A 24,958-nucleotide genomic window follows, 5' to 3' on the forward strand; every position below is an offset into this window, starting at 1 on the left:
CCCGTTGATCATGAAGTTATTGCCCCTCGCCTCGGCGTGTCATGGCAATAACTTCATGATCAACGGCGCTACGGGTGGGGGGGGGGGTGGGGTGGGTTTAGCCGGCTCGGCGGATGGGGCGGCGGGCCAGGTAGCGGAGGAGGTCGCGGATGTGGTGCTTCTCCTCGGCGGGGACCGCGGGGTCGGCCAGCCGGTCCAGGATGGCCCGGACGTCGGCCTCGACGGGGCCGTCGTCGTGGCGTCGGCGGGGTGTGGGGCCGGCGTCGGGCAACCCGAGCGCGCGGAACGCGGCGGCTACCGGCAGATCCAGTGCGGCGCAGAAGCCGCGCACCTTGGCCAACTCGGGATAATCCTGCCAGTCACCGGCCAGCCAGCGGAAAACGGTGGAGCGACCAACGCCCGTGTGTGAGGCAAGATCAGTCACGGTCCAGCCACGTTCGTCGCGAGCGTCATCGATGGCGCGCCGGACGAAGCGGGCGAAGGCCATCTGCGGTGATACGTCGGCTGATCCCATCCCTGTGTGTCTTCCCCTCCTGCCGGAGCACCGGGACGATGCGCCTTCCGAGGGTAGTACTCCTGGAGCCGGAAACAATTGACTGACCGCACAAACTGTCCCGTGGACGAGACTTTTCTCTGGAAGCGTTTGTGCAGAACGAAAATTGCATCGGGCGATCATCGTCGTTCTTCGATTAGGCTCGGTGCCCGTCCCGACATGGCGTCTCTCGCCTGCCGCGCCCGACCGGACCACCGCCGAGGAGCACCATGGCCGAATCGAGCCGCCCCCAGCCGTACCAGCCCGGTGCGGTGAGCCTCTTCTTCGTCGCCAAGGCCGGCGTCTTCGCCGCCGCGTTCTGGATCTGGTTGCTGGTCCTGGTGCTCCGCACCGACTCCGCGACCGGTCTCCACGTGCTGGCCGCCACCGGCACCATCACCACCACGCTTGTCGCGGTCCTTCTCGGTGCCCGGATGGCGTTGCAACACAACGCCGCCATCCGGCACGCCGAGGTCAAGAAGCTGCTGGTGGACATCTCCTGGAACGCCTTCGCGGCAGCGGGCAACGCCGAGAACGGTGGCAAGGTCGTACCGTTCCCGATCGCCCCCGGCGACGGTGAATGGCCCGCCCAGCGTCCCGGTGCCGATCGGGTGTCCGTCCTCGACTTCGGCGCCAGCGAGCGCAACGGTGGTCGAGACCGCCGGCGCTAGGCATCCAGGAGCTAGGCGCCGGGCGTCTCTCCGGCGGCCAGCAGGGCCTCCAGCCGGGGGGTGACCTGCCACTGGTCCACGAGTTCGCGGTATTCCGCGCGCTGCGGCTCGGTCGCCTCAGCGCCGGTACGACGTGCGCGGATCAGCAGGTTACGTGGCGTGTGCTGTGAGTCCACGAACTCCACCACCTCGGCCCGGTACCCATGCACCCGCAGCAGCCCGGCGCGCAGGGCGTCGGTGAGCACGTCGGCGAAGCGCTCGCGCAGAATGCCCTGTCGGGTCAGCAGCTCGTAGGGGGCCGGGGCGGGGTGGGCGCGGAGCTGCTTCGCCAGATCGTGGTGGCAACACGGCGCCGCCAGCACCCACCGGGCCTCCCAGCGCACCGCGCGCGCCAGCGCCTCGTCGCTGGCGGTGTCGCAGGCGTGCAGCGCCAACACCAGGTCGGGGGCGGGATCGACGACGGCGTCGGCGATCGTCCCGGCCACGAAGCTGATCTGGTCGGCCCAACCCAGCCGCTGCGCCAGCTCGGTGTTGCGCCGCCGCTGGTCCTCCCGGACGTCCACGCCGACCAACTGGACGTCGAGCCCTCGGCTCGTCAGATAGCGGTACGCGGCGAACGTCAGGTAGGCGTTGCCGCAGCCCAGGTCGACCACCCGTAGCGAACCGGTCAGGTCGTCCGGCAGGGTCGCGGCCAGGGCACGCAGGAACGCGTCCACCTGGCGGCGCTTGGCCGCCGAGCCGCCGATCTCGGCGAAGATCGGGTCGCCGGGGTCGAGCAGGTATTCCTTCGTCCGGTCATTTCCGCTCGGCGTCGCCGCCGGTCGGGACGTCGCGGCCCGGTGCACCTGCGCCTCGCCGGACTTGGTCACCCGCAGTTGGAGAGTCGCGTCGGCCGTCTCGACGTGCCAGTTGCCGAACGGCTCGGCGAGCAGCTCGTCGATCGCCGCAGCGGCCTCTGGACCGGAGGCGAGGTTGCGGGTGTAGGGGCGAGCACCGTCGGACGTGGTGATCTGCATCCGGGGCCCGGCCTTGAGTCGCACCGGCCGCAGCTCGGCCCGCTCAACTGTGGGGCGGCGACCGCGGCGGCGTCCGGCGGCGACCGCCCGGGTCAGCGCGGGGTCGAGCAGCAGCGCCCGAACCTCGGTCAGGGCGGCGTCCAGTGGTTGCGGCATCGTTCCATTTTCGGCAGGTGGGGTGGGAGAAGGGAACATCCCCCGCACCGCGCGAGGCGGTGCGGGGGATGTCAGGTGTGGCTGGTGGTCAGTCCGCGGTCGCCTCGGCCGGCGTACCCGCGCCGGAACCGCCACCACGGCGGCGCCGGCGGCGGCGCGGCTTGGACGCCTCGCCGTCGGACGCGGTGGCCGGCTCGGCGGGGCCGGCGTCGGCGGAGATCACTGCGGTCGCCTCGGCCGCGACCACCTCGCCGGCCCGGCGGCGACGCCGGCGGCGGGGGGTACGGCTGCTGTCGTCGGCGGCGTCGGCGGCGTCGGCGGCGTCGGTCACGGGTGCCTCGGCGACGGCTGGCGTGCCGGCGTCGGAGCGGTCACGGCGGCCATCGCCCCGACCACGGCGCTCGCCGCGACCCTCGCCGCGGCTCTCACCGCGTCGGGGACCCCGACTACCGCTGTCGCCCCGACGGGAGCGGGTCGTCCCACCCAGATCCTCTTCGATCTCGGCGGACAGCCCGGCCCGGGTGCGCTCGGCCGTCGGCAGGGTGCCGCTGACGTCGGTCGGGATGTGCAGCTCGGTGTAGAGGTGCGGCGACGTGTGGTACGTCTCCGGCGGCTCCGGCATGTCCAGACCGAGGGTCTTGTCGATGATCCGCCAGCGCGGCATGTCGTCCCAGTCGACGAAGGTCACCGCGACACCCGTCGCGCCGGCCCGGCCGGTACGACCGATCCGGTGGGTGTAGGTGTCCTGGTCTTCCGGGCAGTCGTAGTTGATGACGTGGGTGACGCCCGTGACGTCGAGCCCACGAGCCGCCACGTCGGTGGCGACCAGGATGTCGATCTTGCCGGCCCGGAAGGCTCGCAGGGCCCGCTCGCGGGCACCCTGACCAAGGTCACCGTGCACCGCGGCGACCGCGAACCCGCGGAAGTCGAGGTCCTCGGCGACCCGGTCGGCGGCCCGCTTGGTGCGTGTGAAGATCATGGTCAGCCCACGCCCCTCCGCCTGGAGGATGCGCGCCACCACCTCGACCTTGTTCATCGAGTGGGTGCGGTAGACCAGTTGCTGGGTCTGCGGCGACGGGCCGGTCTCGGCGGTGTGCCCGGCGTGGATCGTCATCGGCTGACGCAGGAAGCGCCGCGACAGGGTGACGATCGGGTCCGGCATGGTGGCCGAGAAGAGCATCGTCTGCCGGTCTTCCGGAAGCATCGCCAGGATCTTCTCGACGTCGTCGAGGAAGCCCAGGTCGAGCATCCGGTCGGCCTCGTCGAGGACGAGTGCGTGCACCCGGTCCAGACGGAGGTGCTTCTGCTTCTGCAGGTCCATCAGTCGACCAGGGGTGCCGACCAGGATCTCGACGCCCTTGCGCAGCGCGTCGATCTGCGGCTCGTACGCCACGCCACCGTAGATCGGCAGCACCCGGACACCACGCGTCCGGCCGGCGGCGGCCAGATCCTTGGCGACCTGGATGCCCAGCTCACGGGTGGGGACGACGACCAGCGCCTGGGGGACGCCGTCGCTGCCCTCGCCCGGGGCGAAGACGCGATCCAGCAGAGGTACGCCGAAGCCGAGGGTCTTGCCGGTGCCGGTGGGCGCCTGACCGATCAGGTCGACGCCGCGCAGCGCGATCGGGATCGCGTACTCCTGGATGGCGAACGCGCGGGTGATGCCGGCCGAGGCCAGGGCCTCGACGGTCTCGGCGCGGGCGCCGAGTGCGGCGAACGTGGGGGCCTCCGGTCGAACCGGGGCGGTGGGGGCCAGTTCCTGGCCGTCCAGCAAATCTTGAGTCAGGTCGCTCATGTGGATGTGGGGGTGCCCTCTCGTGGGTGCGCCCGTCATGTCCTCAGGGCGCGTTCGGTATGACGCGGGCCACACGGTCGGCGGCAGATTGCCGAGCCGGACCGGGCCGCACGCGCGCCGCGGGCTGAGCTTCGATCAGATCGGCGCCCACGGCAACTGCTCCATGTTACCTGAACAGGCACACCCCCGTCCCGATTCCCAATCGGCCACCAGCCACGCGGGGCAAGTAAATGTGACCTACGCCACACATGCCGGGTCCGCCCCGCACGCGGTAGCCTGCCGCTCGTGTCTGCTTTCGCCGTCGCTGACCTTTTGGGTCTCGTCGCCTTCGGTGAGCTGCTCGCCTTCGAGCGGATGGCCGGCGACGCCCGGCTCGCTCCCGACCTGCGCCGCCGTGCCGCGCTGAGCGAGATGGCCGCAGCCGAGATCGCCAACTATCGGCGCCTCGCCGACCGGCTCACCGCGCTGGGCGTGTCACCGGAGGATGCGATGGCGCCCTACGTCGGGCCGGTGCAGGCGTACCACGACTCGACCGAGCCGCGGGACTGGGCGGAAGTGGTCACCAAGGCGTACGTCGGCGACGCGATCACCGACGACTTCGTTCGCGAGATCGCCGACGCGCTGGAGGAACCGGACCGGGCGCTGGTGCTGGACGTCCTGCACGACTCCCGGTACGCGGACTTCGCCGCGGCGGAGATCCGGGTGGCCGTCGCCGACGACCCCCGGGTGGCTTCCCGACTCTCGATGTGGGCCCGGCGGCTGGTTGGAGAGGCGTTGTCGCAGGCAGGGCGCGTCGCCGCCGAGCGGGCCACACTCACCGCGCTGATCGCGCGGGACGGCCGGATCGACGTGCCTGGGTTGTTCGGCAGGCTCACCACCGCGCACACCGAGCGGATGGCAGCCGCCGGGCTGAACAACTGACCGCCGGCTGGTCGGGGCCGGTGCCGGCCTGCGGCAGGTGGGCCGAGTGCCGACCTGCCGCGATGGCCGGAACGGTCAGCGGACGGTGAACCCGACCGCCCGGGACGACGCCTCGGCGATCTCGACGTAGGCGACCTTCTCGATCGGAACGATGACCCGCCGGCCCTTCTCGTCGGTCAGGGAGAGCGTGCCGCCGTTGCCGGCGAAGGCGTCGGTCACGATCTGCTCGATCTCGGCCGGCGACTGCGCGCTGTCCACTACCAGCTCGCGCGGCGCGTACTGCACGCCGATCTTGACCTCCACTGTGCCTCCTCAACTGGGGCGAAAGAACCGCCAGGCGAAGGCTATCCGATCACGGGGTCGGCGGTCAGGCTGACTCACCTTGCAGCGGGAAGCTCGCAATGCCCCGCCACGACAGCGCGGCCACCAACGCCTCGGCCTCCGCCTTCGGCACCTGCCGGCCACCGGCCAGCCAGAACTGCGCGGCCGTCTCCGCCGCGCCGACCAGCCCGGAGGCGAGCAACTCGGCGTGTGCCCGGCTCACACCGGTGTCGGAGATGATGGTGTCGGTGATCGCCGCGATGCAGCCCTGCTCGACCCGCTCCACCCGCTGCCGTACCGCCGGGTCGTTGCGCAGATCCGACTCGAAGACGAGACGGAACGCCTCGCTCTCGTGGTCCACGAAGTCGAAGTACGCCCGTACCGACGCGCCGACCCGCTCCTTGTTGTCGCTGGTGCCGCGCATCGCATCTTGCACCTGAGCGACGATGGCGTCACAGTGCGTGTCGAGAAGCGCCAGGTAGAGATCCATCTTTCCGGGAAAGTGTTGGTAGAGCACCGGCTTCGACACCCCGGCCCGCTCGGCGATGTCGTCCATCGCGGCGGCGTGGTAGCCCTGCGCGACGAACACCTCCTGCGCCGCAGCGAGAAGCTGCTTACGACGCGCGGAGCGGGGCAGGCGGGTTGGCCGGCCAGCGGTCTGTGCACCGTTCCCCGCAGCGGTCATGGGATCCTCCGAGTTCTCAGTACGAGCCGGCATTTTCCCCCCAGACCGGGCGAGGCCCGTGACCTCGGTCGTGGAAATGGCCCGCCGCTGTAACTTATCGCCACTCTCGGCACACGGTAGCCTCAGCGGGGGCGACCAAGGAGCGCGCGGTGAGTGAAACAGGGCAACCCGGAGCCGCCACCCCGGGAGATCACGGTGACGGAGCGGGTCAGCACGACGACCCGAGCCGTTCCGTCAGCGGGTGGGCGCCTCCGGCGGGGGGGTGGCCCCGAGCCGCCGACCGCGAGGACGCCCGGGACGAGGCGCCGCGCTGGCAGCCCGACCCCGCGTCGGGCTGGCGGACCTCCTCGACACGACACGGCGACCTGCCATCGCCGCTGGTCGGGCGGTCGGGCGATCCGGAGCCGCCCGCCCGCACCAACGGCCACCGCGTCAACGGCGCGCACCCCCCGGACGACGTCAACGGCGTCCACCACCCCGGTCTCGAACCGCAGGCGGGACGCCCCACACCGGTGAGCGCCCCACCCGGGCTGCCCGCCGAGGGTCGCCCCGGGGCGGCCAGCGACCGGCTCGTGGTGCCCGCCCAACGTCCCGCACCGCCAACGGAACAGGGTGCCGCCAAGCCCGACACGGGCCCCGCCCCACACTCCACCGTCGATCCGGCTGCCGCGCACCGTGCCCGCTGGGCCGAGCCCGGGTTGCCCACCTCGGCCCCACCGGCCGTCCAGGTGCCGCCCGTCGGCACCGCCGCCTCGGGTTTCGAGGTGCCGCCCGGCTTCCACGCGCCGACCGGCGAGCGGTTGGCCGCCGACGAGCATCCGACCGCGCCACGCGACTGGCGGGAGCCGCTCGCACCGGAACACGCGGCGACCTCGGGACGCACCCCGGGCCCGGCCGGGCACTCCGACGAGGGCGAGCCCGGTCGCGCTGCCGAGAGTCCCCGGCCCGCGGAGACACACCGCGCCGGGGAGTCGTCGGCCATCGAGCCCGACTGGTCGGGCCCGAGCTGGAACCGTCCGAGTTGGGGCGGCGGGTGGGCCCCGCCCTGGTCCCGCCAGGACGACGAGCCGGTCAGCCCGGCAGCACCTGACGAGTCGGCGCCGGGCTGGGTCGCCGAGCCCAACCAGCCGTACGAGCCGGTGCGCGCCGAGGTGCCTCGCCCGTACGAGCCGGTGCGCGCCGATCAGCCCCGTGCGTACGAACCCGGCCGGGTTGAATCCGAGTCCGCGCCGGAGCGCCCGGCGGAACCGACCAGCGCGCCAGCCGCCGACCGTCCGTCCTGGGCGGGGTCGGGGGCGCCCGGCGGACCCCGGGCCGACCGTCCGTCCTGGGCTGGCGGGGCCGAACCCGACCCCACGAGCGCGCCACCGGCGCTGCCGCCCTGGGCTGGGGGGTCCGATCCGACGCCGACAAGCGTGCCGCCGGTACGGCCGTCCTGGGCAGGCGGGTCCGAGGCAGCGACAAGCGTGCCGCCGGTACGACCGTCCTGGGCCGGCGGGTCCGAACCGCCCGCGACCAGCGCGCCATCCGCGCGGCCGTCCTGGGCCGGCGGGGCCGATCCGATACCGGCCAGCGCCTCGCCGACGCGGCCCTCCTGGGCCTCCAGTCCGTCACCTGCCGAACCGCCCGCGGTGGCCGAGCCGTCACCTCCGGCACCCGCCGGACCGCCTCCGGCGCCAGCCGGGCCACCTCCCCCGCTGACCGACGCGCCGCCGGCTCCGGCGGGCCCGCCGCTGGTGGCGGAGCGTTCGTCCTGGACCAGCGGTTCGCCGACAGCGAGCAGTTCCCGGGCCGACCGGCCGGACTGGTCCGAGGGCCGGCTCCCCGCGACCCCGGTCGAGCGACCGTCCTGGCCGACCAGTCGATCGGCCAGCGCCGGTGGGGGCGACGGTGGCGAGACTCCCGGCCGGTCCCGGCCCGAGATCCGGCCGACCGCACCGTTCCGGCTCCGGCCGGCGACACCCGAGCCCGGTCCGTCGCCCGTCGAGTCGCCGCAATCGGCCACGCCGGCCAACGCCCCGCCATCGGCTGACGCCACCCCGCCCGCCGCCCTGAACGGTCCCGGCCGCCGCGATCAGCCCGCACCGGCGTCCGCCTCTCCCTACGCGGCGCGCCGATCCGCACCCGACCTGACGTCGCCGCCCGGCGATGGGCAGCAGCCGGCCCCGAGCGCGGTGGTGCTGCCGCAGCGCGTCCCCGCGGAACCGGACGTGCCCGTCGTGCCGGAGCCGCCAGCCGTGGAGCCACCCGCCGAAACCCCGGAACTCGCCCGCATCGCCACCCACCTGCGTCGGGACGACGAACCAGCTCCACTGCGGGAACGCCCCGAGGGGTTCGACGTCAACGCCATCCTGGACGCCGTCCGGGAGGTGGCCGGTGTCCGCGACGCGGCCCTGCGCCGTACGCCGGCCGGGGCGCACAGCCTGCGACTGGACCTGGCCGACGGCGCCGACCCGGCCGAGGTGAGCCGGCAGGTCGCCCGGCTTCTCCAGGAGCGGATGGGGTTGGCCGCGGCCCCGCAGAACGTGCCCGGCCTGCCCACCACGCCACCTCCGCCGGTTCGCCGTCGCGCGGCCGAGCCCGCCGAGCGGCGTACCCCGGAGACTCGAAACGCGGCTTCGCGCGATCCCGGCGAGGTTCGGGCGGCCGAATCGCCGACGGTCGTCCGTCCGCCCGGCGGTCGGGTCGAGGCTGCGCCGCCGGGCCCGGAGCAGCGGACCGGCACGGACCCGACGCGCCGCCGCCGGTCGAACGCTCCGCACCGGGGTCGCGCCACCGTGGAGGAACCCGGGTCGGTCTCGGCCGCGCCGGCCGCGCCGGCCGCGCCGGCCGCGCCGGCCGCGCCGGCCGGCGCCGCGACCGGTAGCCCGGCGACGCTGGGCACGTCGTACTCGGGTGGTCAGGTGACCACGACGGAGTCGGCGCCGTCCCGGCCGCTGGAGACCGGCGGCGACCCGGGGCCCCGGGTGGTGATCGACCACGTGCAGGTCAGCACCTTCGGCCTGGACGCGAACGTGGAGGTCCGGCTGCTGGCCGGGGAAGACAGCGCCTCCGGGTACGCCACCGGGCCGGCGGTGGACGGTTACGTGCTGCGGCTCTGCGCGGTGGCGGCGGCCGCCGCGGTGGACGAGTTGCTGCGCGGCGCCGAGAACGCCGAGCGGGGGCGCTGCTTCGTCGAACACGCGGCGGTGGTGCCGTTCGGCAACTGCGAAGTGGCGACAGTGGTGGCGCTGCTGGTCTGTGAGGGCTGGGTCGAGCAGCTCGCCGGGTCGGCCCTGGTCGCGGGTGATCCGCGTCAGGCGGTGGTCCGGGCGACGCTGGCGGCGGTCAACCGCCGGCTGGAGGCGCTGCTGTCCTGAGTGGTCCAAGGCAGACTGGAGCAATGAGACGCGCCACCCTCTGGCCGGACCACCTGCTCCCCGACGACCGCGTCCCGCCACCGTGGCCCGGTCGGGAGGTCCGCCTCGACGGCCGGGTCACGTACGTGCGGGACACCCCGGCGACCGCCGCCGGCGCGGAGCCGGCGCTGTACGTGCACGGGCTCGGCGGGTCGTCGCAGAACTGGACGGACCTGGCCGGGCTGCTCGCCGACCGACTGGACGGTCAGGCCATCGACCTGCCCGGCTTCGGCCGGAGCGAGCCGGGCCCGCGCTACACGATTCCGGCCTTCGCCGATCTGGTCGTCCGCTGGATCGAGCATTCCGGTCGGGGTCCGGTGCACCTGTTCGGCAACTCGCTGGGCGGCGCGGTCGCGGTGCAGGTCGCCGGGCTCCGGCCGGACCTGGTCCGTACCCTCACCCTGATCTCCCCGGCGCTGCCGTTCCTGGATTTCCGGCGCTCGTTGCAGGGGCGGATGCTGCCGGTGCTCGCCATTCCACGTGGTGAACGCCTGGTCGCCCGGCACCTCACGCAGCTCGCTCCCGAGGTGATGGCCCAGCAGGTGTTGGAGGCGTGCGTCGCCGACCTCAGCCGGATCTGCGATCAGCGCCGGGCCGAGGCGCTGGAGGAGATCCGGGTGCGGTACGAGGCCGAGCACTACGCCGCCGCGTACGTCCGGACGTTCCGGGGGCTGGTGTCCAGCTTCCTGCGGGCGTACCTGCCGGGGCCGGGGTCGCTGTGGCGCCTCGCCCGGGCGGTACGCGCACCGACCCTGGTGGTGGGCGGCCGACAGGACCGCCTGGTCGACGTGCGGGTCGCGCCGCAGACCGCCCGGGTCATTCCGGACAGCCGATTGATGATGCTCGACGGTGTCGGCCATGTGGCGCAGTTGGAGGTTCCCCGGCTGGTTGCTCGCGCGGTGGTCGGTCTACTCGCCGAAACGGAGGACGCCACGGGGCGGTCTGATCTGGCAGGCTGACCTGGATGCCCAGCTCAGCGCGCCATCCTGTTCGCCGTCGGCGACGTTTTGCGCTGCTCGCCCAACTGGTGGCGGTGGTGGTGGCCGTCGGCGCGGCGGTGACCGTGATCGCCGAGGGGCCGGGTGGGCACCCCGGCGCCGACCGGTTGGCTGTGGAGCAGATCGGCGCGCCGCCGCCGCTGGTCGCCGGGCCGCTGCCGCCGTCGGCCGACCCCCCGCCCTCCGACGTGGTCCCGTCCAGTCTTCCCCCGGTGTTGCGGGTGCCCGGCGCGGTTCCGAGCGCCGGCACGGGCAGGTTCGGCTATGACGTTCGCTCCGGCCCGGTGCTGGGTCGGGCGGGTGAGCTGCGGCGTTACCGGGTCGCTGTGGAGTCGGGCAGTGACGAGGACGCCGCCGGGTTCGCCCAGGCGGTTCAGGTGGCGCTCGCCGGGCCGGGCAGTTGGGTCGACAGCGGCCGCCTGCGGCTGCAGCAGGTGCCCGGGGCCGCACCTCGCGATTTCACCGTCTACCTGGCCACCGCCCGCACGGCGGGTCGGATGTGCGCCGAGGGTGGGGTGGACATTCGGGTGGGTGGCCGGCCGTACACGTCCTGTCGGGCGCCCGGCAAGGTGATCATCAACCTGGATCGGTGGCGGTTGTCGGTGCCGCACTTCGTGTCGGCCGGTGTGCAGTTGTCGGTCTACCGGACGTACGTGGTCAATCACGAGGTGGGTCACCAGCTCGGGCATCGGCACGAGCGCTGCCCCGGTCGGGGCCGGCCGGCGCCGGTGATGATGCAGCAGACGCTCTTCCTCGACGGGTGTCGGGTCAACCCGTGGCCGTACGTCGGCGGGCGTCGTTATGCCGGCCCCGCCCTCTGAGCCGATCGGCTCGACACGCCGATCATTGACCCCTCCATCAGGCGTCTTGCGGCAATAGCGATAAAAATGGAGAAATGCCCGAATAATCTGGCACGCTTGATGTCATGACGCCGTCGTCCCCTTACGGCCCGCCCCGGCCGCCCGGCCCCCGGTCGGCCTTCCGGGGTGTGCGTCCCGCGCTCGTTCGGATGCACAGGCGTCGTCGCCGCAGCATGCTGCTCGGCCTACTCGTGCTCGCCGCCGCCATCGGCGTGACGGTGAGCCGGGGCGGCGAGCCGCCGGACGAGCCGCCGGCCGCCACCCAGGGCGGAATGGGCCACGGCGGTGGGGTGGCCGCGCACCCGGCGCCCAGCACCTACCCGTCGGTCGGCGCGGGACGCTTCACCGTGGCCGACGGCGAGACACCCGTGCACGGCACGGACGGGCCACTGCGCCGTTACCGGGTCGTCGTCGAACGCGGCGCCGGCCAGGACCCCGACGTGTTCGCCGCCAGGGTGGACGAGGTGCTGGCCGACCCGCGCAGTTGGATCGCGTCAGATGAGCTGCGGGTGCAACGGGTGGCCGACGCCGGGGCCGCCGACTTCACCATCTACCTGGCCACCCCGGTCACCTCCGAGCGGATGTGCGCCGAGGGCGGGTTGACCACCGAGCGCTACACCTCCTGTCGCCTGCCCGGTCAGGTCATCATCAACCTGGCCCGCTGGATGGAGGCGGTCCCCGACTACGGCGCTCCGCTGGACACCTACCGGACCTACGTCATCAACCACGAGGTGGGCCACGAGTTCGGCGAGGAACACGAGGCGTGCCCCGGCCCGGGGGAGCCCGCCCCGGTGATGCAGCAGCAGACGTACGGCCTGCACGGCTGCGTCGCCAACGCCTGGCCCTACCTCGACGGCCGTCGCTACGCGGGGGGCATCGTCCCCTGATCGGCCAGGTCGTCGGTTATTCCCGCTCCCGCATACCGGACCACGTGTCATCCCTCATGGCCGAGCGGGGCTCCCGCGAGCAACAATGGCGCGGTTCACACCGCCGATCCCGGGGAGTCCACCGTGTCGTTGCCCCCGCTCGTCGAGCCCGCCGCCGAGCTGACCGTAGACGAGATCCGCCGCTACTCACGTCACCTGATCATTCCGGACGTCGGGGTGACCGGCCAGAAGCGGCTGAAGAACGCCCGGGTGCTCTGTGTCGGCGCCGGTGGCCTCGGGTCGCCAGCCCTGATGTACCTCGCCGCGGCGGGGGTCGGCACGCTCGGCATCATCGACTTCGACACCGTCGACGAGTCCAACCTCCAGCGCCAGATCATCCACGGCGTGTCCGACATCGGCCGGTCCAAGGCCGAGTCCGCCGCCGCGTCGATCCGCGAGATCAACCCCCTGGTCAACGTGGAGATCCACAACACCGCGCTGGACCGGGAGAACGTCCGCGAGATCTTCGCCCAGTACGACCTGATCGTCGACGGCACCGACAACTTCGCCACCCGCTACATGGTCAACGACGCGGCGGTGCTGCTGGGCAAGCCGTACGTCTGGGGCTCGATCTACCGCTTCGACGGCCAGGCGTCGGTGTTCTGGGCCGAGCACGGCCCCTGCTACCGCTGCCTCTACCCGGAGCCGCCGCCGCCCGGCATGGTCCCCTCCTGCGCCGAGGGTGGCGTGCTCGGGGTTCTCTGCGCGTCGATCGGCTCGATCCAGGTGAACGAGGCGATCAAGCTGCTCACCGGCATCGGGGAGCCGCTGGTCGGCCGTCTGATGGTCTACGACGCCCTGGAGATGGAATACCGCAAGATCAAGGTCCGTAAGGACCCGAACTGCGCGCTCTGCGGCGACAACCCGACGGTCACCGACCTGCTGGAAGACTACGAGGACTTCTGCGGCGCGGTCTCCGAGGAGGCCCTGGAGGCGACACTCGACTCGACCATCACCGCCCTGGAACTCAAGGAGTGGCAGGACGCCGGCAAGGACATCTTCCTCGTCGACGTGCGCGAGCCGGCCGAGTACGAGATCGTCCGGATCCCCGGCGCCACCCTGATCCCCAAGGGCGACATCATCTCCGGCGAGGCCCTCGCGAAGCTGCCGCAGGACCGGCAGATCGTGCTGCACTGCAAGTCCGGCGTCCGCTCGGCGGAGGCGCTCGCCGCGCTCAAGGCGGCCGGATTCAAGGACGCCGTGCACGTGCAGGGCGGCGTGCTGTCCTGGATCAAGCAGATCAACCCGTCATTGCCCGCGTACTGAGCGATCGCGCCGGGGTGGCCCACACGGCCGCCCCGGCAAATCGACGCAGATCACGCCGAGCGGCCCTCCGGTCGGAGCGACGCAGCCATTGCGGGCTGGCCGATTCTCCGAGGCGGCATCGCGTCTGCGCAGGTAGCGTCTCCGCCGTGGTCGACTTGGAAGCCGCGATCGGGTTCGTCGTGGCGCATGGGGATGCGGTGGAACGCGCCCGCCTCTCCTGGCTCCGCAACGGCACCCCCGTGCCCGCGGAGTTGCTGGAGACAGCCGAGGTCGGCGAGTCACCCGACGGCGGTTGGCCGGCCACCTGGGGCGGCGAGGTCGCCTCGATCGACGCCACCTGCTTCCGGCTCGTCGAGCTGGACGACCTGGGCGCGCTCGGCCGTCCCGCCGCACGCCGCGCACTGGACTGGCTGGCGTCCCGGCAGCAGGCCGACGGCGGTTGGGAAGAGGACGCGTCGCTTGCCGAGTCGGCACCGGAGTGGGCCCGGCCCGGCGACTCGGAGGCGGCGTTCCTCGTGTCGGCCAACGCCGCTTTCTGGCTCACAGTCGCCGGCCTGGACGCTCGGGCCTCGGGTCCGCTCGACCATCGCGTCGGTGGGGCGTACGCCGGGGTGGTGCAGGCGGCGGCCCACTCGCTCGCAGGGCGGCTGCGCCCGGACGGTGGCTGGCCGTCGTTCCTCGCCGCGGGCTGGCTGAGCGCGGCCGTGCTGCACCGGCAGGAGATGTTCCAGGAGTCGGCGCGGATCCAGGTGGTGCTCGCCGAGCGGATGCCGAAGATGTCCCCGGGGGACGTGGCGTGGCTGGCGGCCACGCTGCGCCGCGCCGGTGTCGACCCGCAGGACTGGATCATGGTGCGGGCTCTGCGTCGGTTGACCGAGACCCAGCGCAGCGACGGCGGCTGGGAGAGCGACGACGGCCACCAGTTCGATGTGCACGCCACGCTGGCCGCGATCCGCGCGGCGCGCCCCACCCCACCGCGCTGAGCTGAACTGAGCTGAGCTACCCCACGCCGATCTTGCAGTTTCTGTTGTCGAATCACACGTAAATGCCCCTTATGTCGGGACAGGAAGTGCAAGATCGGCGCGAGGAGCCAGGGCGTTAGCGCGTATGGCCGTTGCCGGTTACTACGTACTTGGTGCTGGTCAGCTCGGGTAGGCCCATCGGGCCGCGCGCGTGCAGCTTCTGGGTGGAGATGCCGATCTCCGCGCCGAAGCCGAACTCGCCCCCGTCGGTGAACCGGGTCGAAGCGTTCACCATCACCGCAGCCGCGTCCACCCGCGCCACGAACTCGCGGGCCGCGCTCTGCGAGTCGGTGAGGATCGCCTCGGTGTGCCCGGTGCCGAAGCGGCGGATGTGCGCGATCGCCGCGTCCAGCGAGTCGACCACCGCCACCGAGATGTCGGCCGACAGATATTCGGTGGCGTAGTCCTCCTCGGTGGCCGGAACCACGGCGGTGGAGTGGGCGGCCACCTCGGGTGAGCCGTGCACTGTCACCCCCGCCTCGGCGAACGCGGCCAGCACCGGCGGCAGGAACGCGTCGGCGATGCCCGCGTGCACCAGCAGCGACTCGGCCGTGTTGCAGGTGGACAGGCGTTGCGTCTTGGCGTTCAGCGTCACCGCGACGGCCTTCGCCAGATCGGCGGCGGCGTCGACGTACACGTGGCAGTTGCCCACCCCGGTCTCGATCACCGGCACTGTCGACTCCTCGACCACGGTGCGGATCAGCGACGCGCCGCCGCGCGGAATCAGCACGTCGACGAGCCCTCGGGCGCGCATCAGCTCCTTGACCGAGTCACGGGAGCTGGCGTCGAGCAACTGCACCGCGTCGGCGGGCAGACCGGTGCCGGCGACCGCGTCGCGCAGCACCGCGACCAGCGCGGCGTTCGAGTGCGCGGCTGACGACGAACCGCGCAGCAGCGCCGCGTTGCCGGACTTGAGGCAGATCCCGGCCGCGTCCACCGTCACGTTGGGCCGCGCCTCGTAGATGATGCCGACCACCCCGAACGGCACCCGGATCTGGCGCAGCTCCAGGCCGTTGGGCAGGGTGGACCCGCGGACCACCTCGCCCACCGGGTCGGGCAACGCGGCCATCTCGCGCAGCGCGTCGGCGATGCCGGCCACCCGGCCCGCGTCGAGCGCGAGCCGGTCCAGCACGGCCGCGCTCAGCCCGGCCTCGCGGCCGGCCGCCAGGTCCGTCTCGTTCGCGGTCAGGATCTCCGGGGTACGCGTCACCAGCGCGTCGGCCATCGCCACCAGCGCGGCGTCCTTGACCGTACGCGTGGCCACTGCCAACTCCGCGGCGGCGTCCCGCGCCCGTCGCGCCTGCTCAGTCACGCTCATGCCGGCACTCCGCTGCGCTGCGTGCCACCCTGAGGCACCACCGCCCTGAGTCGATGATTCGCTCGCTGAAGCTCGCTCATGCCAACACTCCTCACAGCAGCACCAGGTCGTCGCGGTGGACGACCTCTCGTTCGTACGCCGGGCCGAGCGCCGCGGCGAGTTCGGACGTGGAGCGGCCGAGCAGCCCGGGCAGCTCCACAGCGTCGTAGTTGACCAGCCCCCGGGCGACCGATGCGCCGGCGGTGTCCACCAGGTCCACCGGGTCGCCTGCGGTGAACGAGCCGTCCACGGCGGTGATGCCGGCCGGGAGCAGTGACTTGCGCCGCCCGACGACTGCGGCGACCGCGCCCGGGTCGAGGTGCAGCCGCCCCCGGGGCGAGGTGGCGTGGGCCAGCCAGAACAGCCGGGCCGTCGGGCGTTGCCGTTGCGGGTGGAAGAGCGTGCCGACCGGTTCGCCGGCCAGCGCCGGCCCGGCCAGGTCGGCGGCGGTGAGCACCACCGGGATCCCGAAGCCGGTGGCGATCCGGGCGGCCTCGACCTTGGTGACCATGCCGCCGGTGCCGACGCCGGACCGGCCGGCCCTGCCGATGGTGATGCCGGCGAGGTCGGCGTCGTCGCGAACCTCGGCGATCCGGGTCGAGTGCGGATTGGTGGGGTCGCCGGTCCAGAGCGCGTCCACGTCGGAGAGGAGCACCAGCAGGTCGGCGTGCACCAGCGCGGCCACCAGGGCGGCCAGCCGATCGTTGTCGCCGAAGCGGATCTCCTGGGTGGCCACCGTGTCGTTCTCGTTGACGATCGGCACCGCCCGCAGGTCGAGCAGCTTGCGCAGCGTCCGGTACGCGTTGCGGTAGTGCACTCGCCGGGTCACGTCGTCGACGGTGAGCAGCACCTGCCCGACGGTGCGGCCGTGCCGGGCGAAGCTGGACGCGTACCTGCCGATCAGTAGCCCCTGCCCGACGCTGGCGGCGGCCTGCTGGGTGGCCAGGTCGCGCGGGCGTCGGGGCAGCCCGAGCGGGGCGAGCCCGGCGGCGATGGCGCCGGAGGACACCAGCACGACCTCGCGCCCTTCGGCGGTGAGCCGACCGAGGGTGTCGACAAGCGTGTCGACGCGCTCGTCGGCCAGCCCGCCGGTGGCGGTGGTCAACGAGGAGGACCCGATCTTGACGACGACCCGTCGGGCCGTCGTGACTGCGTCGCGCACCCGACCATTCTGCGTGGTCACGGCAGCACCTCCCGGCGGCGTTCCCATATGGTGGCGGATTGTGACTCCTGACGAGTACGTCGAGGCGGTGCTCGACCTGGTCGAGCGGATCCCGGAGGGCCGGGTCATGTCGTACGGCGGGGTGGCCGACGCGCTGTCCGAGCGCTCGGGGCGTGCCTCGGCCCGGTTGGTCGGCAACATCATGGCCCGGCACGGAGGCTCGGTGCCGTGGCATCGGGTGGTGACGGCGAGTGGTCGACTGCCGCCGGGGCACGAGCGGGAGGCGCGGGCTCGACTGCGGGCCGAGGGAGTGCCGCTGCGCGGTGAGGGTGTGGACATCACGACGGCGGGCTGGTCGCCTGATGAGGGGATGTGACCGCCGTCCTAACGTGAGTAACATTCGGCCCCATGAAAACGCCGCCGGGCGCCGGCTCGTCAGCCACCGGCTCGCTGCCCCGGTCGGTGCACGCCGGCTACGCGCTCGGGTCGCTGGCGACCGGAGCGTTCGGCACCGTGCCCGGTCTGCTGCTGTTGCCGTACCTGACCGACACCCTGGGCGTGGCCGCCGGGCTGGCCGCACTGCTGGTGCTGCTGCCCAAGGCATGGGACGTGTTGGTCAACCCGGTCGCGGGGCGGATCTCCGACCGCACCCGGTCGCGGTGGGGCGCCCGCCGGCCGTACCTGCTCGTCGCCGGCCTCGCGCTCGCCGTCCTGTTCGCGTCGATCTTCGCGGCGCCCTTCGGTAACGGTCCGGCCGCCGTGGCGTACGTGGCGTTCGCCTTCCTCGCCACCGCCACCGCGTTCGCCTTCTTCCAGGTGCCGTACGTGGCGATGCCGGCGGAGCTGACCGGCGACTACGCCGAGCGCACCCGGTTGATGACCTGGCGGATCGCGGTGCTGGCGCTGGCCATCCTGGTCTCCGGCGCGGTCGCACCGCTGGTGGTGAGCGCCGGTGGTGACGGCGTGGCCGGGCACCGCTGGATGGGCCTGTTCGTGGCCGTGCTGATCACCCTCGGCGCCCTCGGCGCGTTCCTCGGCACCCGTTCCGCGCCGACCGGCACGGTGGGCGAGAGCGAGCCGACCCTGCGCGCCCAGCTCGCCGTGGCCGGCGCCAACCGTCCGTTCCGGGCGCTGCTGATCTGCTTCGTGGTGCAGTCCGCCGGGGTGGCGACGATCCTGGCCGGGGTCAACTACTTCGCGGGGCAGATCCTGCGCGACGAGGAGAGCGGGCCGACCCTGCTCTTCGTCTGCTTCGTCGGACCGGCGCTGCTGGTGATGCCGATCTGGAGCCGGATCGGCGCCCGGCTGGGCAAGCGGACAGCGCTGGTCGTCGCCTCGCTGATCCTCGCCGTCGGTGCGTTCGCACTGGTCGCCGCGCCGGTGCTGCCGCCGGTCGCCGTCTACCTCGTGGTCGCGCTGATCGGTGTGGGGTACGCCGGCCAGCAGGTCTTCGCGCTGGCGATGTTGCCGGACTGCATCGCGGACGAGACGGCGCGCACCGGTCGACGGCAGGCGGGCGTCTTCACCGGGGTGTGGACCGCCGGGGAGACCTTCGGCCTGGCGCTCGGCCCGGGCATCTACGGACTTGTGCTCCAGCTGTCCGGCTACGTGTCCTCCGACACCGGCTCGGCGGCGGCCCAGTCCGACACGGCGAGGCTGGGCGTCCTCCTCGGCTTCACGCTGATCCCGGCCCTGCTGATCGCCCCTCCGATCCTCCTGCTCCGCCAGTACACCCTCACCGCCCACAGCGACCGGGTCGATCATGGAGTTGTGCTGGGGGACGAAAGCCGTTGACCGTCACGAGAAGGGCACCATGACTCCATGATCGACGAGAACAGGGTTGAGGCTGGGGCGCTTTCCGCCGCCGGGGTTCCCGCCGAACGGGTTCTTGAGGAGGTTCGGCAGTTGCGGGGCGCGGACCGGCCCACCCACGGGGGACGGCTGTTCGCGTACGTCTACGACCCGGCGGTGCCGGGGCTGGACGAGCTGGCCGCCACCGCCCACCGGGAGAGCGCGCACGTCAACGGGTTGGACCCGACCGCGTTCCCGTCCCTGCTGGCCATGGAGAACGCGCTCGTCGGCGCCGCCGGCCGGTTGCTGGGCGCCGGCCCCGGCACCACCGCCCCGGACGTCGTCGGCAGCGTCACCAGCGGCGGCACCGAGTCGCTGATCCTCGCCGTCAAGGCGGCCCGCGACGCCCACCCGGAGATCGCCGAACCCCGGATCCTGGTGCCGTCGAGCGCGCACGCGGCATTCGCCAAGGCGGCGCACTACCTGCGGGTGGCGCTGGACGTCGTGCCGGTCTCCCCGGACACGCTGCGTCCCGACCCGGCCGCGATGGCCGCCGCGATCCGCCCGGAGACGGTGCTGGTCGCCTGCTCCGCGCCGTCGTACGCGCACGGCGTGGTGGACCCGGTCGCGCAGATCGCGGCCGCCGCGGCCGAGGCCGGGGTGCGCTGCCACGTGGACGCCTGCTTCGGCGGTTGGACGCTGCCGTACCTGCGCCGCCTCGGGGAGCCGGTGCCGGCGTTCGACTTCACGGTGGCCGGGGTCACCTCCATCTCGGTCGACCTGCACAAGTACGCGTACGCGCCGAAGGGAGTGTCGGTGCTGCTGCACCGCGACGCCACCCTGCGCGCCCCGCAGTACTTCGCGTACGCCGACTGGCCCGGCTACACGATGATCAACCCGGTGATCGCGTCCACCCGCTCGGGCGGGCCGATCGCCGCCGCGTACGCCACCGTGCGGCACCTCGGCGACGCCGGTTACCTGCGGCTGGCCGCCGTCACCCGTGACGCGGTCGCCGGCCTGGCCGACGCGGTCCGTGCCGTCGACGGGTTGCGGCTGATGGCCGAGCCCGAGTCGACGGTGGTCTGCTTCACCGCCACCGAGGGTGGCCCCGACCTGTTCGTCCTGGTCGACGAGCTGACCGCCCGGGGCTGGCACACCCAACCCCAGCTCTCGTACGCCGGTCTGCCCGCCAGCGTGCACCTCACGGTGACCGCCGCGGTCGCGCCCCGGGTCGCCGAGTTCGGGCCGGACCTCACCGACGCGGTGGCCGCGGCCAGGTCCGCCGGCCCGGTGCGGCTGCCCGCCGAGCTGACAGCCCTGGTCGGCGCCCTGACCCCCGAGGCGCTCACCCCGGACCTGGTCGTCGGCCTGGCCGCCGGGCTCGGGCTGGGCGGCGAGCCGGGGTCGGACGCGGGGCCACTCCCGGAACGGATGGCGCTTGTGAACACGCTGCTCGACGCCGCGCCATCGGCGCTGCGCGAGCGGTTGCTCGTGGAATTCGTCAGCCTGCTCCAGCGCCCCACCTGGTGAACCGGCTGATCCGACCCGCAGGTCAGGTCCCCGTCCGGCGACGGGGACCTGACCGCTCAGCGGTACGTGATCACCACCTTGTTGTCCACGCCGTAGACCTCCTCGACGAGGTCGAAGGCGGCGTCCATCGGTCGGGCGTCCACGTCGGCCTTTCCGGTCCCGACGGTGGCATCCGCTGCCACCCGAAAGCCCAGTGTGAGCCGGACCTCCTTACCGCCTTCGAGCCGATTCAGATCGCAGGTAACCGGCTCTCTGGTGGTTTGTGGGTCGTTACGGCAGGCCGCCCATCCGTCGCCGTCCGGGCGGATCGCTTCCGGAAGGCCGAGCCGGAGCGCCACATAAGCGGCCGGACCTGTGGCCCCGTTGCGGATGCGTACGGTCACCGTGCCCGTCCGGGAGCCGTCCGGTGCCGTGGTCAGCGCCAGATCACTGGAGGTGACGACCAAATTGACGTCGTGCTTGTTGGTACCGAAGGTCGTCGGACCGGAGACCTGCGTGAAGGCCTCGCCCTTCCAGCGGTAGCCCCGCCACTGCCGCTGTGACCATTCGCTCGACCAGCCGCCGCCGGGCGCGATGTCGCCGACCTGCACCCGGACCGTCCCGTCGTCGACCACGTCGAGTGCGAACAGCCACTGCGGCTTGTCGATCGTGGTCGCCACCACGCGGCCGAGCGTGACCACCTTCCCCTCCTCGTCCCGGTCGAAGGCGACCACCTGCATCGGCCCGCGGGTGCCGAGCACGCACTGCACGAGCGCGACAGTCTCCACCGCGCCATCCCCGTCGACGTCGCCGTGGTCGAGTGCCAGGAGCCAGTTGGCCTCCTCGCGATAGTCGGCGGTGATCCGGACCTTCGACGTCGGGCAGCCCGGTCCGGCCCGCCACACGGGCAGGGTCACCGGTGTGCCGAGCAGTTGTGCCCGGCTGATCCGGCCGTCCGGCGCGGCTGGACTCGTGGTCCGGGTGGTGCTGGGCGTGAGCGGGGTGGACGGTGTCGGTGCGGGAGCGCTCGTCGGCGGTGTGGTCGGCACGCCGGTCTGCGCCGGCACGGGCACCGATCCGTCATCACGCAGGGCGGCGTTGGCGACGATCGGTGCGACAGCCAGGGCAATCGCGGTCACAGCCACCGCCACAGCCCTCGCCTGCCGGCGTCGACGAAGGGTACGCCGGGCCTGGTCAGGTCCCGGACCGGCGATCTGGGAGATCGTCTCGGCGCGGTACGCAGCGAACCGGTCCCGTAGCCGCGGGTCGATGTCAGACATTGCCTATCCCCTCGGTGCTCTCGTCGAGCAGTCCTGCAAGCGCCAACCGGCCGCGGTGCAGCCAGGACTTGACGGTGCCCTCGGCCACCCCCTCCTGACTCGCGATCTCGTTGACCGACATGTCGGCGAGATAGTGCAGGATGACGGCCCGCCGGTGGTTGGCGGGCAGTTGGGCCAGTGCGGCGTCGATCGCCACCCGATCGGGCGTCGGCCCGGCCATCGTGGCCTCGGTCCGTCGCTGTCGGAGCAGGTGGTTTCGTGCGGTCCGGAGCCGCCGCCAACGGCTCCGGGCGAGGTTCCAGGCGACCTGCCGGACCCAGGCGACCGGGTCGTCGTACCGGGCCAGCCGGTCCCACCGGGCCAGGGCCCGGCAGAATGCCTCCTGCGCGAGGTCCTGGGCCTGCGCGAAGTCGCCCATGTAGGCGCCCAGTTGGCTGGTCACGTTGCGAAAGTGCGCGTGGTAGAAGTCGTCGAAGCTCACCGTCGCGGTGCGCTCCCCGACCATCGAGGCAATCGCCCCCGGCGGCTCGTTGGCACGGGCTCCCGTCATCAGTGTCACTTTCCCTCCCCGTTCGCCGTCGGGCCCGTACCCGAGGGCGGTCGTACCGCTCGCTCGTCGGGGTCGTTCCCGTGCTCCCCGTTGTCGGCGCTGCTGCTCGACGTGCCGTACCCCGTTAGAAGTCCCGAACGGGTCTCGGGGTTGCAGCCGACGCTGTGGTTCGACTGTCGTGTCGGGGACTGAATGGCGAGCGACCGTCAGCCGTAGGTCATCGTCATCTGAACCAGGTTGTCGGTTCTGTTGACGTCCGGCAGGACGTCACGTTCGCTGTCCATCGGCTGGACGTCCACGTCCGCCTTGTCCGTGCTCAGCGTGATCCCTTCGAGCACCCGGAAGTCCAGGTCCAGCCGCATCTCCGCCCCGGCGGCCAGCTGACCCAGGCGGCAGGTGATCGGTTCAACGTTCTCGTGGACGCCCGCGCACGTATTCCACCCGTCGACGTCCGCGCGCACCACAGCGGGCACGCCCAACCGCAGCACCACGTGGGCGACCGGGCCCGTGCCCCGGTTACGAATCCGCACCGTGGCCGTACCCGTCCGGGAGCCGTCGTCCGCAATTCTCAGCACGAGGTCGCCGGTGGTGACGGCGACGTCCGCCAGGTTCGGGTTCGGACCGAAGCTCGTCGGCCCGGAGACCTGGCTGAAGGCGTCACCCTTCCAGCGGTAGCTCCGCCACTGCCGTTGTGACCACCTGGCGTTCCAGCCACCCCCGGGAGCGATGTCACCGACCTGAACGCGAACCGTGCCGTCGCCCACGACATCCAGAGCGAACAGCCACTCCGGCTTGTCGATGGTGGTCGCGACCACCCGGCCGACAGTCGTCGCCTTCCCTTCCTTGTCCCTGTCGAAGGCGACCACCTGCATCGGCCCGCGGGTGCCGAGCACGCACTGCACGAGCGCCACGGTCTCCACCGCGCCGTCGCCGTCGATGTCGCCGTGGTCGAGCGCCAAGAGCCAGTTCGCGCCCTCCCGGGCGTCGGCGGTGAGCCGCGTCTGCGACGTCGGGCAGCCTGGTCCGGCCCGCCATGCCGGCAGCGCCACCGGCACCCCCAGGAGTTGGGCCCGGCTGAACCGGCCGTCCGGCACGGGGGTGGTCGGGCTGGCACTGGTCCCGGTAGGGCTGGGGGTTGGACTCGTCGGCATCGGCGTCGGCGACGCCGACACGCTCGGCGTCGGCTCGACCGGACCGGGTCGGTGGTCCGGGCCGCTCATCGCCGCGTATCCGACGGCCGATCCGCCGACCAGGGCGAGCGCCGTCGTGGCACTGGCAGCCAGCCGGCGTCGGCCGCGGCCTCGTACCGTCCGTCGGACGGCGGCAGGTCCCGGCGCCTCGACCTCCGCCAGCGCGGTACGGCGGTATCGGGCAAACTCCTCGGAGAGGTCAAGAATCTCCTGCTCAGACATCCCGCACCTCCTCTCTGGTGTCGCGCAGGTGTGTGGCGAGCGCAGTCCGGCCCCGATGCAGCCAGGACTTGACAGTCCCTTCCGCTACCTGTTCCTGGGCGGCGATCTCGGCGACCGTCAGGTCAGCGAGGTAGTGCAGTACTACGGCCCGCCGCTGCTTCGGCGGCAACTTCGCCAACGCGGCGTCGACGACGATCCGGTCGGGGCTCGGCTCCGCGACGTGTGTCTCCCGTTGCCGCAGCAGCCACTGCTGGGCGGTCCGCAGCCGCCGCCAGCGGTTGTGGCCGAGGTTCCAGGCGACCCGACGGACCCAGGCCAGGGGGTCCTCGTATCCGGCGAGCCGGTCCCAGCGGGCGTACGCCCGACAGAACGCCTCCTGAACCAGTTCCTGCGCCTGCCCGCGGTCACCCGTGTACGCGGTCAGCTGCACCACCAGGCCACGGAAGTGGGCGTGGTAGAAGTCGTCGAAGACCAGCTCTGCCGACGCGGAGGTTGCGGTTCCCGGGGGGTCCGGCGGGCGTCCACCCACCCGCACGTCTCGTGTCACAAGCACTCGTCCTCCCCGTGGCGGCTGCTGGCGGTGTGTTCGCCAGCACCGGTCACACAAGCGAGCGCGCCGGTAGGTTGCGCGTCAGTCGCCGCCGAATTCTGTCGGCTCGGGGACAGATGGTGGGGCGCTCAGGCCGCTCACCGCCGGACCGTACGGACGCCGGCTGTGATTCACTGTCGCTGAGGAGAGGGGGCGGTCGTGCAGATGCCGGCAGTGCTCGGTGAGCCGATCCGGTTCGTGCTGAACTGGGGCCGTCGCTACTCGCTCTGGGTGTTCAACTTCGGCCTGGCCTGCTGTGCCATCGAGTTCATCGCCACCAGCATGGGTCGGCACGACTTCATCCGACTCGGCGTGATCCCGTTCGCCCACGGCCCCCGCCAGGCCGACCTGATGGTGGTCTCCGGCACGGTGACCGACAAGATGGCCCCGGCGATCAAGCGGCTCTACGACCAGATGCCCGAGCCGAAGTACGTCATCTCGTTCGGCGCCTGCTCCAACTGCGGCGGCCCCTACTGGGACTCGTACTCGGTGACCAAGGGCGTCGACCAGCTCATCCCGGTCGACGTGTACGTGCCCGGCTGCCCGCCCCGGCCGGAGGCGCTGCTGCACGGCATCCTGCGTCTTCAGGAGAAGATCGCCGCCGAGCAGTCCGGCATCGGCGGTGTGCCACAACGGGACGTGCTGGCCGCGCCGCTGGACGCCCCGCCCCGCGAGGCCGCCGCCCCACGCTCGGTGGACTCGCTCACCGCCCCACCGGTACGCCCACCCGCCGCGAACTGA

At 72.5% G+C, this 24,958-nt stretch carries 23 protein-coding genes; 12 read left to right on the forward strand and 11 right to left on the reverse strand.

From position 1 onward, the window contains the following. Window positions 1-97: 97 nt before the first annotated feature. The gene (locus tag KBX71_RS28750; protein WP_196929421.1) at window positions 98-514 is read right to left on the reverse strand and encodes a helix-turn-helix domain-containing protein; all 417 of its coding nucleotides are present in this window, start codon (window positions 512-514) and stop codon (window positions 98-100) included. 248 nt (window positions 515-762) lie between these two features. Between KBX71_RS28750 and KBX71_RS28755 the strand changes: the two genes are divergently transcribed. Further along, window positions 763-1,203, forward strand: coding sequence for a hypothetical protein (locus tag KBX71_RS28755; RefSeq protein WP_210820936.1), 441 nt, complete (start codon window positions 763-765; stop codon window positions 1,201-1,203). 11 nt (window positions 1,204-1,214) lie between these two features. Here the strand turns inward: KBX71_RS28755 and KBX71_RS28760 are convergent, their stop codons facing one another. Both KBX71_RS28760 and KBX71_RS28765 read right to left on the reverse strand, forming a co-directional pair. Beyond that, a complete protein-coding gene (locus tag KBX71_RS28760; protein ID WP_210820937.1) occupies window positions 1,215-2,375 on the reverse strand; it encodes an SAM-dependent methyltransferase in 1,161 nt (386 codons plus the stop codon). Window positions 2,376-2,463: 88 nt separating this feature from the next. Further along, window positions 2,464-4,170: a DEAD/DEAH box helicase gene (locus KBX71_RS28765; RefSeq protein WP_210820938.1), complete on the reverse strand. Its 1,707-nt coding sequence runs from the start codon at window positions 4,168-4,170 to the stop codon at window positions 2,464-2,466. A gap of 285 nt (window positions 4,171-4,455) precedes the next feature. Between KBX71_RS28765 and KBX71_RS28770 the strand changes: the two genes are divergently transcribed. Beyond that, a complete protein-coding gene (locus tag KBX71_RS28770; RefSeq protein WP_307847361.1) occupies window positions 4,456-5,091 on the forward strand; it encodes a ferritin-like fold-containing protein in 636 nt (211 codons plus the stop codon). A gap of 75 nt (window positions 5,092-5,166) precedes the next feature. Here the strand turns inward: KBX71_RS28770 and KBX71_RS28775 are convergent, their stop codons facing one another. Both KBX71_RS28775 and KBX71_RS28780 read right to left on the reverse strand, forming a co-directional pair. Beyond that, window positions 5,167-5,394, reverse strand: coding sequence for a DUF3107 domain-containing protein (locus KBX71_RS28775; protein WP_124822399.1), 228 nt, complete (start codon window positions 5,392-5,394; stop codon window positions 5,167-5,169). A gap of 64 nt (window positions 5,395-5,458) precedes the next feature. Further along, complete coding sequence (locus KBX71_RS28780; protein WP_110563158.1) at window positions 5,459-6,097, reverse strand: TetR/AcrR family transcriptional regulator; 639 nt, start codon at window positions 6,095-6,097, stop codon at window positions 5,459-5,461. 1,373 nt (window positions 6,098-7,470) lie between these two features. Between KBX71_RS28780 and KBX71_RS34890 the strand changes: the two genes are divergently transcribed. The 6 genes from KBX71_RS34890 to KBX71_RS28810 all read left to right on the forward strand — a co-directional run bounded on the left by KBX71_RS34890 (window position 7,471) and on the right by KBX71_RS28810 (window position 14,528). Further along, window positions 7,471-9,456: a hypothetical protein gene (locus KBX71_RS34890; RefSeq protein ID WP_374102660.1), complete on the forward strand. Its 1,986-nt coding sequence runs from the start codon at window positions 7,471-7,473 to the stop codon at window positions 9,454-9,456. A 23-nt stretch (window positions 9,457-9,479) separates the two neighbouring features. After that, a complete protein-coding gene (locus tag KBX71_RS28790; protein WP_210820940.1) occupies window positions 9,480-10,454 on the forward strand; it encodes an alpha/beta fold hydrolase in 975 nt (324 codons plus the stop codon). A 5-nt stretch (window positions 10,455-10,459) separates the two neighbouring features. After that, window positions 10,460-11,314, forward strand: a complete 855-nt coding sequence (locus KBX71_RS28795) for a DUF3152 domain-containing protein (RefSeq protein ID WP_210820941.1) — start codon at window positions 10,460-10,462, stop codon at window positions 11,312-11,314. Window positions 11,315-11,418: 104 nt separating this feature from the next. After that, window positions 11,419-12,240, forward strand: coding sequence for a DUF3152 domain-containing protein (locus KBX71_RS28800; protein WP_210820942.1), 822 nt, complete (start codon window positions 11,419-11,421; stop codon window positions 12,238-12,240). Between the two features lie 123 nt (window positions 12,241-12,363). Beyond that, the gene (moeZ, locus tag KBX71_RS28805; protein ID WP_210820943.1) at window positions 12,364-13,545 is read left to right on the forward strand and encodes an adenylyltransferase/sulfurtransferase MoeZ; all 1,182 of its coding nucleotides are present in this window, start codon (window positions 12,364-12,366) and stop codon (window positions 13,543-13,545) included. Between the two features lie 146 nt (window positions 13,546-13,691). Next, on the forward strand, window positions 13,692-14,528 hold the full coding sequence (locus tag KBX71_RS28810) for a prenyltransferase/squalene oxidase repeat-containing protein (RefSeq protein WP_210820944.1): 837 nt from the start codon (window positions 13,692-13,694) through the stop codon (window positions 14,526-14,528). A 115-nt stretch (window positions 14,529-14,643) separates the two neighbouring features. Here the strand turns inward: KBX71_RS28810 and KBX71_RS28815 are convergent, their stop codons facing one another. Continuing rightward, window positions 14,644-15,885 (reverse strand): glutamate-5-semialdehyde dehydrogenase, encoded by a 1,242-nt coding sequence (locus tag KBX71_RS28815; protein WP_210820945.1) that lies wholly within the window; start codon window positions 15,883-15,885, stop codon window positions 14,644-14,646. A 91-nt stretch (window positions 15,886-15,976) separates the two neighbouring features. Next, a complete protein-coding gene (gene proB, locus KBX71_RS28820; RefSeq protein WP_210820946.1) occupies window positions 15,977-17,134 on the reverse strand; it encodes a glutamate 5-kinase in 1,158 nt (385 codons plus the stop codon). A gap of 13 nt (window positions 17,135-17,147) precedes the next feature. Between proB and KBX71_RS28825 the strand changes: the two genes are divergently transcribed. Genes KBX71_RS28825 through KBX71_RS28835 form a run of 3 tightly spaced genes read left to right on the forward strand, consistent with a single transcriptional unit; the run spans window position 17,148 to window position 20,407 of the window. Continuing rightward, window positions 17,148-17,462 (forward strand): MGMT family protein, encoded by a 315-nt coding sequence (locus KBX71_RS28825; protein ID WP_196929432.1) that lies wholly within the window; start codon window positions 17,148-17,150, stop codon window positions 17,460-17,462. A 32-nt stretch (window positions 17,463-17,494) separates the two neighbouring features. Next, on the forward strand, window positions 17,495-18,880 hold the full coding sequence (locus KBX71_RS28830; RefSeq protein WP_210820947.1) for an MFS transporter: 1,386 nt from the start codon (window positions 17,495-17,497) through the stop codon (window positions 18,878-18,880). Between the two features lie 27 nt (window positions 18,881-18,907). After that, the gene (locus KBX71_RS28835) at window positions 18,908-20,407 is read left to right on the forward strand and encodes an aminotransferase class V-fold PLP-dependent enzyme (protein ID WP_210820948.1); all 1,500 of its coding nucleotides are present in this window, start codon (window positions 18,908-18,910) and stop codon (window positions 20,405-20,407) included. 56 nt (window positions 20,408-20,463) lie between these two features. On the opposite strand, the gene KBX71_RS28840 is transcribed toward KBX71_RS28835, so the two are convergent. The 4 genes from KBX71_RS28840 to KBX71_RS28855 all read right to left on the reverse strand — a co-directional run bounded on the left by KBX71_RS28840 (window position 20,464) and on the right by KBX71_RS28855 (window position 24,181). After that, on the reverse strand, window positions 20,464-21,666 hold the full coding sequence (locus KBX71_RS28840) for a hypothetical protein (protein ID WP_210820949.1): 1,203 nt from the start codon (window positions 21,664-21,666) through the stop codon (window positions 20,464-20,466). After that, window positions 21,659-22,225, reverse strand: a complete 567-nt coding sequence (locus KBX71_RS28845) for an RNA polymerase sigma factor (RefSeq protein WP_374102658.1) — start codon at window positions 22,223-22,225, stop codon at window positions 21,659-21,661. The genes KBX71_RS28840 and KBX71_RS28845 overlap by 8 nt, the downstream gene beginning before the upstream one ends. Window positions 22,226-22,422: 197 nt before the next feature. Beyond that, the gene (locus KBX71_RS28850; protein ID WP_210820951.1) at window positions 22,423-23,628 is read right to left on the reverse strand and encodes a hypothetical protein; all 1,206 of its coding nucleotides are present in this window, start codon (window positions 23,626-23,628) and stop codon (window positions 22,423-22,425) included. Continuing rightward, window positions 23,621-24,181: an RNA polymerase sigma factor gene (locus tag KBX71_RS28855; protein ID WP_210820952.1), complete on the reverse strand. Its 561-nt coding sequence runs from the start codon at window positions 24,179-24,181 to the stop codon at window positions 23,621-23,623. The genes KBX71_RS28850 and KBX71_RS28855 overlap by 8 nt, the downstream gene beginning before the upstream one ends. 195 nt (window positions 24,182-24,376) lie before the next feature. Between KBX71_RS28855 and KBX71_RS28860 the strand changes: the two genes are divergently transcribed. Beyond that, window positions 24,377-24,958, forward strand: coding sequence for an NADH-quinone oxidoreductase subunit B (locus KBX71_RS28860; RefSeq protein ID WP_210820953.1), 582 nt, complete (start codon window positions 24,377-24,379; stop codon window positions 24,956-24,958).

The sequence above is a fragment of the Micromonospora sp. D93 genome, from assembly GCF_018070365.1.
Taxonomy (GTDB): domain Bacteria; phylum Actinomycetota; class Actinomycetes; order Mycobacteriales; family Micromonosporaceae; genus Micromonospora; species Micromonospora ureilytica.

Coding starts and splice junctions, on each gene's coding strand:
- KBX71_RS28750 (WP_196929421.1), bottom strand. CDS start 514: ATGGGATCAGCCGACGTATCACCGCAGATGGCCTTCGCCCGCTTCGTC.
- KBX71_RS28755 (WP_210820936.1), top strand. CDS start 763: ATGGCCGAATCGAGCCGCCCCCAGCCGTACCAGCCCGGTGCGGTGAGC.
- KBX71_RS28760 (WP_210820937.1), bottom strand. CDS start 2,375: ATGCCGCAACCACTGGACGCCGCCCTGACCGAGGTTCGGGCGCTGCTG.
- KBX71_RS28765 (WP_210820938.1), bottom strand. CDS start 4,170: ATGAGCGACCTGACTCAAGATTTGCTGGACGGCCAGGAACTGGCCCCC.
- KBX71_RS28780 (WP_110563158.1), bottom strand. CDS start 6,097: ATGACCGCTGCGGGGAACGGTGCACAGACCGCTGGCCGGCCAACCCGC.
- KBX71_RS28790 (WP_210820940.1), top strand. CDS start 9,480: ATGAGACGCGCCACCCTCTGGCCGGACCACCTGCTCCCCGACGACCGC.
- KBX71_RS28795 (WP_210820941.1), top strand. CDS start 10,460: ATGCCCAGCTCAGCGCGCCATCCTGTTCGCCGTCGGCGACGTTTTGCG.
- KBX71_RS28800 (WP_210820942.1), top strand. CDS start 11,419: ATGACGCCGTCGTCCCCTTACGGCCCGCCCCGGCCGCCCGGCCCCCGG.
- KBX71_RS28815 (WP_210820945.1), bottom strand. CDS start 15,885: ATGAGCGTGACTGAGCAGGCGCGACGGGCGCGGGACGCCGCCGCGGAG.
- proB (WP_210820946.1), bottom strand. CDS start 17,134: ATGGGAACGCCGCCGGGAGGTGCTGCCGTGACCACGCAGAATGGTCGG.
- KBX71_RS28830 (WP_210820947.1), top strand. CDS start 17,495: ATGAAAACGCCGCCGGGCGCCGGCTCGTCAGCCACCGGCTCGCTGCCC.
- KBX71_RS28835 (WP_210820948.1), top strand. CDS start 18,908: ATGATCGACGAGAACAGGGTTGAGGCTGGGGCGCTTTCCGCCGCCGGG.
- KBX71_RS28840 (WP_210820949.1), bottom strand. CDS start 21,666: ATGTCTGACATCGACCCGCGGCTACGGGACCGGTTCGCTGCGTACCGC.
- KBX71_RS28850 (WP_210820951.1), bottom strand. CDS start 23,628: ATGTCTGAGCAGGAGATTCTTGACCTCTCCGAGGAGTTTGCCCGATAC.